The sequence below is a fragment of the Kribbella sp. NPDC055071 genome (genome assembly GCF_053608045.1).
This window is the reverse complement of record NZ_JBSGUS010000002.1, coordinates 468,795-482,044: the sequence shown is the minus strand read 5'-3', so window position 1 is coordinate 482,044 and position 13,250 is coordinate 468,795. Positions and strand designations below refer to the sequence as shown.

Genomic DNA, 13,250 nt, shown 5'->3' with positions numbered 1-13,250 from the left:
ACTAGGCCGCGGAGGCGGCGTGGTTGTCAACGGACCGGACCGCGCGGACGGCGCGCTGCGCGAGCGCGGCCAGGTCACCGCCGGGCAGTAAGGCATCCCGCGTCAGGTCTCGGCTCACCCCGACCATGGCCGCCCCGGCCGCGAGATATTCGCCCGCCTCATCGATCAGGACCCGCCCGGTCGGCAGCAGCGGGACATCAGGCAGCGGACCGACCAGCTCGGCGAGGTACTCGACGCCGCCGACCGGCCCGATCGGCGACACCTTCACAGCCTGTACGCCGTACGCCCAGGCGTGCGCGATCTCGCTCGGAGTCAGGGCACCCGGGACGAACGGCACGCCGCGAACGTGCGCGGCCTCGATCACGGCCGGGTCGGTGAGCTGGCTGACCAGGAACGACGCACCCGCGTCGATCGCCCGGTTTGCCTGCTCGACGGTGCGCACGGTGCCCGCGCCGACCAGGACTCCGGCCGGCAACTCGTCCCGGGCCCGTCGGATGGCGCCGATCGCACCGACAGACGTGAGCGTGAACTCGACCGCCGGGATGCCGGCTTCGGCGAGTACGAAGGAGACTTCGACGAACCGGTGTGCATCGGGCGCCCGCAGTACGGCGACCACCGGTCGCGTCCGCAAAGCCTCGCGCAGCTGAATCATCGTCCCGCCTCCTGGAGGGTTCGGTGGATCGCGTCCAGCCGGCGATCGGACGCCAGCCCCGCGTGGTACAGATGCAACTCGTCCGCGCCGGCTTCCACGAGGGTCTGCCAGTGCTTCGCGAGTACCTCTGGGTCTGGCGGCACCGGTGGCAGCACGGTCACGTACGCCGCCAACCGCGGCGCCGCCCCGCGGAGCGCCTGGACGCGTTGCGCCGCGGCCTGGGTGAGGTCCCACGCCGGAGCGATGCAGGTGTCGACCCCGGCCATCGGTCCCGTCACCGCGGACGCCGGCCCAGTTGCCCACGGGTCGGCCACGGCGTGCATCGCAATGTCTGTGACGCCGAGGGCTCGGGCCTCGCCGACCACAGCTTCCCGAAGGGCTCGGGCAGCTTGGGATCGGACCTGCAGCACCACGTCTGCCTCGGGCAGCTCCCCCGCGCGGACCGCTGCGGCGAGGTGCTCGACGTCCAACCCTGCCGTTGCGAGCGACGTCGTACAGGCCGAGCAGAAGCAGATCGACAGCAGTGCGAGATCGGTATCCGACCAGTCCGCGCCTGCTGTCTTCTCGTGATGGCCGAGGTGGCTGACACCCAGCGGGCCGCAGGCCTCGAGCACAAGGTGCGTCACGTCGGAGCCGCGCACTACTTCGCCCACCAAGGTGCGGGCGTACTCGCGAACCGCGGCATTGCTCGGGCAGAGCGCGTAGGAGTAGACGTCGCCGAAGGCGTTCCGCACGCAAGCCCAGGGATTGGCGAGTCCGACGGCCGTGCTGTGGGTCAACACCACCCACGCCCGCACCGGGAGGTCGACCGAACGCAACGCGGCGGCCGCACGGTTGAACGAGTCCTCGCCGGCCCACGCTGCCGCGGACGCCGGAACCAGAGCGTCCCCCGACCACGCATCCGGCCGCACCGGAAGATAAAGCGCGGCGGACTCAGCCGTCATCACGCGATGCTGCGGATGCCGTGGGGTCGCGGCGCGCACCGAGTGGTACGCGGCGGCCAGCACGACTGCGTCGACTCCGAGCTTCGCGAGTCGCTCGGGCGCCGCGTCGTCGCCGTTGAGGTCCCATGGATAGATGTAGGCGGCCGTCCGGAACGCCATCAGAACCTCGGCAGTGTCGGGTCGTATCCGGGCTCGACCAGCCGCATGTACGTGGTGTCGTCGCGCGTCGTCCGTCCGGAGTCGACGTACCGACTGTGAAGCTCCGCCAGCTTGGCGTCGTCCAGCTCGACGCCGAGCCCGGGACCGGCCGGCACCCGCAGTGCACCGCCGACGAACTCCAGCGGCTTCGTGACCACGTCGTCCGCGCGGTTCCACGGGTAGTGCGTGTCGCAGGCGTACGCCAGGTTGGGAGTCGCCGCGGCCACGTGCGTCATCGCGGCGAGCGAGATGCCGAGATGCGAGTTGGAGTGCATCGACATGCCGAGGCCGAAGGTGTCGCAGATTGCGCCGAGCTCGCGCGTGTGCCGGAGTCCACCCCAGTAGTGATGGTCGGACAGGATGATCTGCACCGCGTCCCGGCGTACCGCCTCGGGGACCGTCTCGGGACTGACCACGCACATGTTGGTTGCCAGCGGCATCGATGCCTCGGCGGCGACGGCGGACATCCCCGCCGTGGTCAGGGTCGGATCCTCGAGGTACTCGAGGACGCCCTTCAGCTCCCTCGCGACCCACTTCGACGTCTCGACCGACCAGGCGCCGTTCGGATCGATCCGCAGCGGCATCGAGGGGAAGGCGTCGGCGAGCGCCCGGATCGCGGCGATCTCCTGCTCCGGCGGGAACACCCCGCCCTTCAGCTTGAGCGAGCCGAACCCGAACAGCTCGACCATCCGCTGCGCCTGCGCAACCAGCCCAGCGGGATCGAGCGCCGCGCCCCACTCGTCCGTCGCGGCGCCCGGATGACCGGCCCACTTGTAGAACAGGTACGCGCTGTACGGAACCCACGAACGGACCGCGCCACCCAGCAGGTCCACGACCGGCAGGTCAAGGAGTTTGCCCTGGGCATCGAGGCAGGCCACCTCGAGGATCGAGAAAACACTGCGCTTCTGCACGGGCGTGACGTCCGGACCGAGGATCGAGAAGACGATCGACTCGATGATGCCGGTCTCGAACACGCTACGCCCGATGATCGCCGTACGGACCTTCTCCAGCCGGTCGATCACGACGAGTTCGCCGGACCCTTCGCCGAGGCCGACGACACCTCCGTCGACGACGAGTTGGACGACGGTGCGCAGCGCGAGCGGCTCGTGCACTCCGGTGGAGTTCAGCAGCGGTGGATCCGCGAAGGCGAGCGGAGTGATGACGAGATCGACGATTTTCACGGAGGTTCAGCCCTTCATCGCGCCGGAGGTGATACCGCGGATCATCGACTTCTGCATGAGGAGATAGACGATCAGGCTCGGCAGCAGGGCGATCAACGCGCCGGCCAGCAATACGCCGGGCCCGACATCGGCGTCCGACCGCAGGAACGCGAGCGCCACCGTCAGCGTGTAGTCGCCGGGCTCGTTCGCGGCGATCAGCGGCAGCAGGTACTGGTTCCAGATCATCATGAACCCGAAGATCGTGATCACTCCGAGCACCGGCTTGCACAGCGGCAGGACGATCGTCCAGAGCATCCGGATGTCGCCGACCCCGTCGATCCGGGCCGCCTCCTCGATCTCCTTCGGGATCTCCTTCATGAACTCCGCCATCACCAGGATGGAGAACCCCCAGATCGCCACCGGCAGGATCACGCCGAACACGCTGCCCTTCAGGCTGATACCGAACACCGGCAGGTCCGCGAGCACCTGCGCGAGCGGGATCGCGATCACCTCCTCCGGCAGCATCATCGTCAGCAGGAACAGCATCATCACGACCAGCTGACCCCGGAATCGCAGCCGTGCCAGCGCGTACGCCGCGAGCACCGACAACGTCACCTGGAGCAGCAGTCCACCACCTACGATCACCAGCGAGTTGGCGAAGTACCCCCAGATCCCTTTCTCCGCGGCGATCTTGAAGCCGAGCAGGGTCGGGTGCGACGGGTAAAGACTGACCTGAGTGGAATCGGTCGTCTCGTTGAACGCACCGGAGATGATCGTCACGAACGGCGCGGCGAACACGAACAGCACCACCGCGCACAACGCGATCCGTACGACGAGGCCGGGGCCGAACCGCGGCGACCAGCCCAGTGCCGTGTCGAACCGCGTGCTCTGGTTGCTCATCGGGCCTCCCGGCTCCTGGTCACCAGGCGCACGCCGATGGTGAGGATCATGGTCACGAACAGCAGCAGCATCGATGCGGCCGAGGCGACGCCGAGATCGTTGCGCTCGAACCCGAGCGAGTAGACCCGGGTCATCCAGACCTCGGTCGATCCGGCCGGTCCACCGCCGGTCAGCACATAGACCTCGGTGAAGATCCGCAGGCCTCTGATCGCGGCCAACGTCAGTACGACGGTCAGCGCCGGCCGCAACCCGGGCAGCACGATGTAGCGCAACCGCTGTCTGCGATTGACCCCGTCCACCGCGGCCGCCTCGTACAGGCTGCGGTCGATCCCGGCCAGTCCGGCCAGGATGATCACCATGTCGTACGGCGCACCGGCCCAGATGCCGACGGCCATCACCGACCCCAACGAGGAGTGCGGATCACTCAGGTAGCCGAACGGCCCGATGCCGAACGTGCCGAGGATCTCGTTGATGAAGCCGGTGCTGGTCGGGAAGTACAGGATCCGCCAGACCTCACCGATCACCGCGACGGCAGTGACCACGGGCAGGAACACCGCGGTCCGCAGTACCCACAGAGACCGGGCCTGGCCCTCGAGCAGGAGCGCGAGCCCGGAGCCGACCACGAGCGCGCCGACCGTCTGGCCGACGCCCAGGACCACGGTGTGACCGAGGGCGTCGAGGAAGCGCTGGTCGGTGAGGACGGTGACGTAGTTCTGCAGGCCCACCCATTGGTCACCGAGGAACGGCTGCACCTTGAACAGGCTCATCCGGATGCCCTCGACCATCGGGAAGAACTTGAACATCGTTGCGAACAGCAACGCCGGCGCGAGGAACAGCCACGGCAGCCACGACGAGCCTCGCAGCAGCGCGGGCCGACGGCGGTCCGGCCCGGCAGGCCGTGGCCTCACAGCCTGCCGGGGCCGGTCCCGTAGCGGGGTGGGGGTCGAGGTCACTCGGCGAGCCCCTGCGACTTGAGTTCGGCCGAGATCGCCTGGTCGAGCGACGTCAGGCCCGCATCCAGATCGCTGCTGCAGCTCGACATCATCTTGTTGATCCCCTCGCCCAGCGCCTGCCGGACCGGCTGGAAGTTGATCGCCCAGACGAACGCCTTCGAGTTGGCGTTGTACTCGTCCTGGACCAGCGTCCAGCGCGGATCGTTGCGAACGGCACCGGCTTCGAGGGTCTTGTTCACCGGAAGCCGGACGACGGGCTGGTTCGTCGTCCCCGCGGCCATGCCGATCTTCTGGGCCTCCGGCGAGATCAGGAACTCGGCGAGTGCCTTCTGCTCAGCGGTCTTCTTCGAGCCGGCGCCGAAGTAGATGTTCTCGCCCTCGGCCAGCGTCGTCGTACCGACCGGACCCTTCGGCATCGGGATGACCTCGTACTTCGCCTTACCGGGCGCCTGGTCGTATCCGCTCATCGTGTACGGCCCGGTCAGGTAGATACCCGCGGTGCCCTGGCCGAAGAACGGCGTATCGGAAGTGGTGAGGTTCAGTGAGCCGGGGACGACGTTGCCCGGCGTACAGAACTGGGTGCGGATCCACTCCAGCGCGGTCTTGGTCTGCGGCGAGTTGATTACCGACTTGTACTTACCGTCGCCGGTCTTCTCGATGATGTCGCCACCGGCCTGCCAGATGTACGACGACGCCCACCAGCCGATGTAGCCCTTCTTGCTCGAACCGGGCACCACCATGCCGTACGTGTCGGCCTTGCCGTCGCCGTCCGGGTCCTTGGTCGCGAACGCGTTCGCCAGCGCGGCGAGCTCGTCCCACGTCTTCGGCACCGGCAGACCGAGCTTCTTGCGCCAGTCCGACCGGACCAGCGTCACGAACGACTGCCGCGAGTACGGGACGCCGTAGATCGAGCCGTCGAGGCCCTGGTTCTGCTCCCAGGTCTTGTCCGGGATCTGATCGCTGCCGGCGATGTCGGACTTCTCGATCTTGGTGACGTACCCCTGCGACTGGTACGAGCCGAGCAGCCCGGCATCGTTGATCCAGACGTCCGGGAGATCCTTCGACGAGGCCCGCGCCTGCAGTTGCGTGTCGAACTCGATCACGCCCTTGTAGTCGACCTTGATGCCGGTCTTCTGGGTGAACGCGGCCATGATCGCGTCGTACGTCTTCGCCGGGTCGGGCGCGCTGCGCGACCAGACCTCCAGCGGTTTGCTGCTGTCCGAGCTCTCGTCGCGGCCGCCCCCGCAGGCGCTCACCGAGCCGACCAGGACCAGCGCGGACAGAGCGGCCACGGCCCTCGTCACCGGCGAAATCCTCATGCTCAGTCCCATCCCTTCGACGCACTGTCCATTCACGTATGTGAATGCTCTACACACTGGCGGAACGTTTTGAAACGTATTAGCTTGTTCACGTATCTGTCAACGCATCGAAACACGTGGGTGTCCTGATCCGGCCACCAGGAAGGCAGGGACAGTGCTCGTCGTGATCACCGGAGCGGCCGGCTTCGTCGGCGGTCTGATCCGCCCGCGGCTGCTCCGCGCAGGCCACACGCTGCGGCTGGTCGACATCGCCGCGATCGACGGGCTCGCGGCCGGTGAGGAGTTCGTGCAGGCGTCGGTCACCGAGCTCGACACGATGACCGAGGCCTTCCGGGGCGCGGAGCTGGTCGTCCATCTCGGCGGCTACCGCAGCGAACGTCCGTGGCAGCAGATCCTCGAGACCAACATCCAGGGCGGATACGTCGTCCTCGAAGCAGCGCACCGAGCCGGCGTACGACGAATCCTGCTGGGCAGCTCGCTGCACGCGACCGGCTACGTCCCGGCCGCACGCGCAGCCGACTCGCCCGTGCTCCAGCCCCGGCCCGACACGTACTACGGCGTCAGCAAGGTGACCCTCGAAGCACTCGGCAGCCTGTACGCCGATCGCTGCGGCCTGACCGTGGTCTCCGCCCGGATCTGCACCGTCGCCGAGACGATCGGAACCGACGGACGGACGCTGTCGACGTGGGTGTCACCGGACGACCTGGTCCGGCTGATCGAGGCGGTGGCCGTCCTCGACCAGCCGGGGCATCATCTGGTGTGGGCCGTGTCGGACAACACGCGCGGGTGGTTCTCGCTCGAGGCCGGCAAGGCGATCGGGTTCTCTCCGCAGGATGATGCCGAGAGCCACATCGGCCCGGATACCGACGTACGCACAGATCCGTCCACGTTGCTGGCGGGCGTTTTCATCGACGCCGAGCACCCCCTGGGAGGCACCTGGTGACCACCGCCGAGACCCGGCTGGTCAAGTCGGCCGAGCGCAGTCTGCGCATCCTCGAGGTGCTCGGGGATGCCCGCGGGCCGATGTCGGTCACCCAGCTGCACAAGGAGACCGGCTATCCCCGGTCGAGCCTGCACCAATTGCTGCACACGATGATCGCGATGGGCTGGATCGAGTCCACGAACGAAGGTGCCATGGTCGGAATAGGGTCACGGGCGCTGCTCGTCGGTACGGCGTACCTCGACCGGGATCCGGCGCTGCCACACGCGATCCACACCCTCGAGCTGATCCGCGAGCACACCGGCTACACCGCTCACTACGCGCGACTCGAAGGTGCGAGCGTGATCTATCTGGCGACCCGCGAGTCGCGCGAACCACATCGCGCCACCAGCCGGGTCGGCCGGCAACTGCCCGCGCATGCGACCGCGCTGGGCAAAGCGCTGCTCGCCGAGTTGACCACCACCGAGGTCTCTCTCGAGTTGCCATCGGATCCCCTGCCCACCTTGACCGTCAACACCGTCGCCACTCATGCGGCGCTGACGGAGGAGCTGGAGCAAACCCGGCAACGCGGCTACTCGATCGAGCGTGAGCAGAACACGCTCGGGCTGGGCTGCATCGCCGTACCGGTCCCGTACCGCATCCCTGCCACGGACGCGATCAGCTGCTCGATCCCGCTTCCCCGCTACACCGACAGAGAGATCTCCCGGGTCGCCCGCATCATTCGCGACCAGGTCCAGCACCTCGCGGTCACCCTCCGCTCGGAAGGTATCCGCTAGTCCCCCCGCCCCTCGTCCGTTAGTCCCGCCGCCCAGTCCCGCCGCCCTATCTCACCGCCCTGTCTCACCGCCCGGAAGGGATTCCGTCATGCTGCAAGGCTTGGTTCGTGCTGCCCTGATACCGGTTCTGATCGCCGTGGGAGGTCTCGTGCCGTCCGCTCCCGCACACGCCGCGGCCGCCCGGATCGACTCGTACGCACAGCCGTCGATCTACCAGCGCTCCCCCGACTACGAGTTGACCGTCAACGGCAAGAAGATCGACGTGGTCGACTACCCGAGCTACGACTACGCGCACTTCTCGATGGGTGGCGGCTCGGCCACGATCTCGGTGCGCAAGCTGAACAACACCGCCATCGGTGCCTACACGATCTCGCCGCGCAAGCTCGGCCTACAGGGCAGCGTCAGCGGCTCGACGCTGACCTTCACGATCCCCTCCGACGAATACCTGATCGTCAAGCTGGACGGCCGCCCGGATCTGGTGATCGCGGCGGACCCGGCCGAGACGGATCGCCCGGCGTCATCGGGTCCGCGGATCCACAATGTCGTTGCCTACGGCGCCGATCCGACCAACTCGTCCTTGTCGACGGCCGCGGTGCAGCGGGCGGTGGACGACGCGACCGCCGCGGGCGGCGGGACCGTGTATGTGCCGGCGGGCGTCTACAAGGTCGGCAACGTCGTACTGAAGAGCAACGTCTCGCTGTATCTCGAGCCCGGCGCGGTCTTCCGCTTCACCGGCAACCCGGCCGACTACACGAAGAACTGGCACAAGGACTCGCAGAACCGGGATCTCACCTGGTGGATCACGACCGCGTTCGGCTCGGCGCACATCCGGATCTACGGCCGCGGCACCCTGGACAGCAACGGCTCCGAGGCGATCAGCACGTACAACTTCGCCGCGAACGTCGTGGTGCCGATCGCAACGACCGACTTCCGCTTCGACGGCCTGATCGTGCGTGAGTCCGGCGCCTGGGCGATCGTCGCGGCCCGCTCGGATCACCTGAGCTTCACCAACGTCAAGGTCTTCAACCGCCTCGACATGGGCGAGAACGACGCCCTCGACATCAACGAGTCGCAGCACGTCGTCGTACGCCACGGCATCGGTATCAGCCTCGACGACCCGTGGTCGACCAAGACCTGGCAGGCCGACACCGACATCGCCAAGCCGTGGCCGGGTCAGCCCGAACCCCTCGACGACGTGGTCTTCGACGACCTGATCTCCTGGACCCGCTGCTACGCGTTCAAGGTCGGCCAGGGCACCCTCCAACCCCAAACCAACGTCACCTTCCGCAACGGGGTCGTGTACGACGCCGCAATTGGCCTGGGCATCCACCACCGCTACGGCGCAGCGACCGTCTCCGGAGTCCACTTCGAAAACATCGACATAGAACGCATCGGCGTGAAACTCGTCGACGACCGAACCTGGCTCCGCTTCATCATCGAAAACCGCAACCAGGGCGTCGGCCCAGTCCGAGACGTAGACGTCAAGAACATCACCGTCCGAGACAAAGGCACCACAAACGCAGTCCTGAAAGGCTTCGACTCCACCTCAACCATCACCGCCGTCCGCTTCAACAACATCCTGATGCCCGGCGCAACCACCCCCGCAACCACCCTCACCGCCATGAACATCCTCGACCGAGCCAACTACAGCAACATCACCATCCTCCCCAAGCAAGACCCCGAACCCCAGTAACACCAAGCCGGGCACCCGAAGAGATGAAACTCGCCGGGTGCCCGGCAAGATTCACGCAAGAGTCCAGCAGGAGCCCCACACCACACACAGCAGCTACCCCAGCGCCACCCAGGCACACCACCCGATCACAACCTCAACCCACACCCCAGGCCTCACAGGCACCCTCTCCACCGCATCACCACCCACCACCTACCACCCCCAGCCAGCAAATGCCCACCTGACGCGACCCGTCACGCCGCTACCCCGTCACCCGTCCCCTCCAACTCGACCACCCGTCACTCCGTCACCAACACCCCGGTCATCCGTCGCCCGCTAGCCGCCGCCCGCCGCCCGCCGCCCGCCGCCCGCCAGACAACACGAGTGCCACCGCGACCAACCACCACCCACACCAACACCGCCCAACAGCAGCTCACCGCCGGCAACGACGGCCCGTGCACCACAGTGACCACGGCCCGTGCACCACAGTGACCACGGCCCGTGCACCACAGTGACCACGGCCCGTGCACCACAGTGACCACGGCCCGTGCACCACAGCAAACACACACGCGACCCACTCACCGAACCACCACCCCAACCACAAGACCGAGTAACCACGCGGCCCAGTCAACGGGCGCAGCGGCGACCAATTACCGCGCACCTCACCGCCCGTACCGCCGCCTCCCGAGGTTCTCAGCCGCATGCGGCTGACTAGCCCTGCGGGCTGAGCTGGTCTGTGGCTGACGAGCTGGTCCCGCAAGTGACCGAGCACCCGTTCGCCGTGGTGACCGCGCGGTGGCGAGGGCGACCAAACTGGCGCACACCGGCCACATCTCCTCGCCCCCCTCAACGCAACCGCCCTCCGACCACCCCGAACAAACTGATGCCACCGGCAACCGAATTCCTGTTCGTCGTGACATCCGCGCCACGGTTGCAACGGTCAAGCTGCGGAGTCAGAGTCGGGCTGCGGACTGCGGACTGCGGACTGCGGACTGCGGACTGCGGCAAGGATCGGGGCCACATCGGTCAGCGGACGGCGCCCACCTCCAAACCAGCATCGGGCAGTGCACCGCAGACAGCGACCGCCCACCACAGACAGCAGCAAACGCCCCCTCCCACCCCAACCCCGAAACGGCACACCGACTGCAGGCTGCAGGCTGCGCCAGGACCGGTGCTGCAATCGGCATCAGCGTGAAACGTCGATGTTCGCGGCCAGCAGCCCGCCGCCAAAGCCGCCCCACCATCGGTCAGCGGGTCGTGACCGGGGTCGGGTCGGCATCGGTCAGCGGGTCGTGACCGGGGTCGGGTCGGCATCGGTCAGCGGGTCGTGACCGGGGTCGGGTCGGCATCGGTCAGCGGGTCGTGACCGAAGCCGCCCCACCATCGGTCAGCGGGTTGTGGCCGGGGTGGGGTCGGTGTCGGCCCAGGGGTTGAAGTCCTGGCCGGTTCGGTCTGGCTGGGTGCTGCGGGGTGGCGGTTCGGGAGGTGGGTCTTCACCCCAGATGGCACGCATGGTCGCCGCGCGTACCTCGGCTTCCGACAACGCCGCGTCCTCAGCGCACCCACCAGATCCGCCGCCCTCGCCGGTTGCGACGGAGAGCGTGCTGCGGGATCGCGGTTCAGGGGATGGGTCTTCACCCCAGATCGCACGAACCTCTGCTGCACGAACCTCCGCCTCCGACAACTCCGCGTCCCCGCCGCACCCACCAAGCCCGCCGCCCTCAGCGCGCTCACCGGGCTCACCGGGCTCGCCGGGCTCGCCGGGCTCGTCACCTTCACCGCGGACGCCCGACTGACCGGGCTCAGCGGATTCACCGGGCTGGGAGTGTTCGCCACGGTCGTCGTTCGGGCTCGCTGGGGTCGCCCTGAGGCCGCTGTTGGGGGTGGGTCTGGTTCGTGGGCGCGAGGGTGGGTCGGCCCAGGAGGGGCGGTTGACGTGGACGACGCCGTTGGTGATGGTGATGACCCATTTGCCGGCGTGGAGGTCGCGGTGATGGATTCTGCATAAGAGCGCGAGGTTGCTGACGGCGGTGATGCCGCCGTGGATCCAGGACTGCAGGTGGTGGGCGTCGCACATGACCGGTGGTGCTCCGCAGACCACGCAGCCTTTGTCGCGGGCGTTCAGGGCGCGCCGCATCGCTCGGGTGACGAGCCGTTCGGACCGGCCGACGTCTAGTGGTTCGGAGTTCGAGCCGAGGACGAGTGGGATGACTTTGGCGTCGCAGGCCAGGCGGCGGATTGTTTCCGCGGACAGGGCGCCGGTGTAGACGGTGTCACCGATCGCGTTGGCTGTTGCTGCTTGGAGGTCTTGCCAGTCGATGGTGACGACCAGGTTCGCCTTCGCACCGAACCCCGGCACCCAACTGTCAGCCACGCTTACACCGCACGGCGCACCGAGCCCGGTCGCGGCCGCCGCCTCGTCCGGGGTCGCTACTTCGGGAGTCTCTTCTTCTGGGGTGGTTGCCCCACGAGCCGCTGTGGTCCCGGTCGTCATGCCGTCGGCGATGGTCACACCGCCGGTGGGCGTCATACCGCCGGCGGGTGTGTCATCGCGCTCGGGGGTGGTGCCTGCGGTGGCCGCCGCATTGCTGGCGGGTTGGGTGTCGGTTGTGCTCGGACCTGCCGGAGTCGTCGCCGTCCCGGTGTCGCCCGCGCTCGGAGACGCCTGAGCCGGCGGGGTCTCGGCGGGTGTGGGTTGGGGGTTGGTGGTGTGGACGGCTGCGGCGTCGGTGGCTGCGGTGGCGATGGACAGGAGGAGGGAGAGGGCGTCGGCTTGGCGCTTTTCTCGGGAGCGCGGGTCGAGTTCGCCGTCCAGGGTGCGGTGGGGGCGGGCGCCGGTGTTGATGCCGGCGCAGAGGCGTTCGGCGTTGTCGTTGGCCAGGTAGCCGCTGAACTTCACACCGCGGTCATCGATGGTGAGCTTCAGGCGTTCGCGCGCGTAGGCCATATCTTCGTCGGGCTCGGGGCCGTCGGGATCGAGCAGGTCACGCACCATGGCGGCAGCTCGGCGGAGTTCGTTCGGCAAGCACTTCCGGGCGAGGCCGACGAGTTGTTCCTCCGCGACCCGCAGATCCTCCACCGGGACCGTGTCCGGGACCTTCTCGAGCGCGTTGACGATGACGTCGGCCTGGTCGGGGCGCAGCAGAACCTCCGGCGGGAGAGTCTCATCGGTGCCGTCGGGGGCCGGGACGGGAGTGGCGGGATCGGGCAGTGCGTCGGTGACGGCGGCGTATTTGGGCAGGGTGCGGGCGAGGCGGACCTGGTGGAGGGCTTGGGCGCGGTCGATGCGGTAGCGCAGCGCGAGGAGCTCGGCGGTGTCGCGGGCGCCGGCGTCTTCGGCGTGGCCGAGCTGGTCCAAGTGGGCGATGAGGTGGAGGCGGTAGGTCTTGAGCTGGGCGAGCAGCGCGTCGGTGGAGTCGATGGTGGCCAGCGTTTGGCTGCCGTCCATCGACCACACCGGCCGTTGCCCGAGAAGCTCCATACCGACAACTCTAGACACATCCACCGACAGTTTCCAAAGCCGGAATCCCCTTGTTTTCAAGGGAAATAGTTATCCACAGATCCCAGAACAGTCCGGCCAAGAGGTGCTGAACCGTGTAGTGCGCGTGGATACTGTTGCCTTGGGCACCCAAACCGCCGTACGACGAAGGGTCCTGTGTCGCGAGTGTTTTCCGTCGGCCGCAGCGGACCGGACTACTTCGCTCTGTACGTCGGAGCAGTAGTAGCCGCCGTTCTCGGA

10 protein-coding genes are annotated in these 13,250 nt (G+C 67.8%); 3 read left to right on the top strand and 7 right to left on the bottom strand.

What is annotated here, in order from left to right; translation table 11 throughout:
- Position 1: 1 nt before the first annotated feature.
- From ACWF4Z_RS05670 to ACWF4Z_RS05645, 6 genes are read right to left on the bottom strand one after another with little or no spacing between them, the layout of a single operon-like run.
- On the bottom strand, positions 2–652 hold the full coding sequence (locus ACWF4Z_RS05670) for a bifunctional 4-hydroxy-2-oxoglutarate aldolase/2-dehydro-3-deoxy-phosphogluconate aldolase (protein WP_452241757.1): 651 nt from the start codon (positions 650–652) through the stop codon (positions 2–4).
- Positions 649–1,755, bottom strand: a complete 1,107-nt coding sequence (locus tag ACWF4Z_RS05665) for a hypothetical protein (protein WP_452241756.1) — start codon at positions 1,753–1,755, stop codon at positions 649–651. Before ACWF4Z_RS05665 ends, ACWF4Z_RS05670 begins: the two co-directional genes overlap by 4 nt.
- Positions 1,755–2,975 (bottom strand): enolase C-terminal domain-like protein, encoded by a 1,221-nt coding sequence (locus tag ACWF4Z_RS05660; protein ID WP_452241755.1) that lies wholly within the window; start codon positions 2,973–2,975, stop codon positions 1,755–1,757. The genes ACWF4Z_RS05665 and ACWF4Z_RS05660 overlap by 1 nt, the downstream gene beginning before the upstream one ends.
- A gap of 6 nt (positions 2,976–2,981) precedes the next feature.
- Entirely contained in the window at positions 2,982–3,854 is an 873-nt protein-coding gene (locus ACWF4Z_RS05655; protein ID WP_452241754.1) for a carbohydrate ABC transporter permease, read from the bottom strand.
- The gene (locus tag ACWF4Z_RS05650) at positions 3,851–4,762 is read right to left on the bottom strand and encodes a carbohydrate ABC transporter permease (protein WP_452241753.1); all 912 of its coding nucleotides are present in this window, start codon (positions 4,760–4,762) and stop codon (positions 3,851–3,853) included. The genes ACWF4Z_RS05655 and ACWF4Z_RS05650 overlap by 4 nt, the downstream gene beginning before the upstream one ends.
- Positions 4,763–4,803: 41 nt before the next feature.
- Positions 4,804–6,111 (bottom strand): ABC transporter substrate-binding protein, encoded by a 1,308-nt coding sequence (locus ACWF4Z_RS05645; protein WP_452241752.1) that lies wholly within the window; start codon positions 6,109–6,111, stop codon positions 4,804–4,806.
- 169 nt (positions 6,112–6,280) lie between these two features.
- Between ACWF4Z_RS05645 and ACWF4Z_RS05640 the strand changes: the two genes are divergently transcribed.
- The 3 genes from ACWF4Z_RS05640 (at position 6,281) to ACWF4Z_RS05630 (ending at position 9,535) form a co-directional block, all read left to right on the top strand.
- Positions 6,281–7,069: an NAD-dependent epimerase/dehydratase family protein gene (locus ACWF4Z_RS05640; RefSeq protein WP_452241751.1), complete on the top strand. Its 789-nt coding sequence runs from the start codon at positions 6,281–6,283 to the stop codon at positions 7,067–7,069.
- A complete protein-coding gene (locus tag ACWF4Z_RS05635) occupies positions 7,066–7,842 on the top strand; it encodes an IclR family transcriptional regulator (RefSeq protein WP_452241750.1) in 777 nt (258 codons plus the stop codon). The genes ACWF4Z_RS05640 and ACWF4Z_RS05635 overlap by 4 nt, the downstream gene beginning before the upstream one ends.
- Before the next feature lie 88 nt (positions 7,843–7,930).
- A complete protein-coding gene (locus tag ACWF4Z_RS05630; RefSeq protein ID WP_452241749.1) occupies positions 7,931–9,535 on the top strand; it encodes a glycosyl hydrolase family 28-related protein in 1,605 nt (534 codons plus the stop codon).
- Positions 9,536–10,898: 1,363 nt separating this feature from the next.
- On the opposite strand, the gene ACWF4Z_RS05625 is transcribed toward ACWF4Z_RS05630, so the two are convergent.
- Complete coding sequence (locus ACWF4Z_RS05625) at positions 10,899–12,992, bottom strand: DUF222 domain-containing protein (protein WP_452241748.1); 2,094 nt, start codon at positions 12,990–12,992, stop codon at positions 10,899–10,901.
- Positions 12,993–13,250 lie beyond the last annotated feature (258 nt).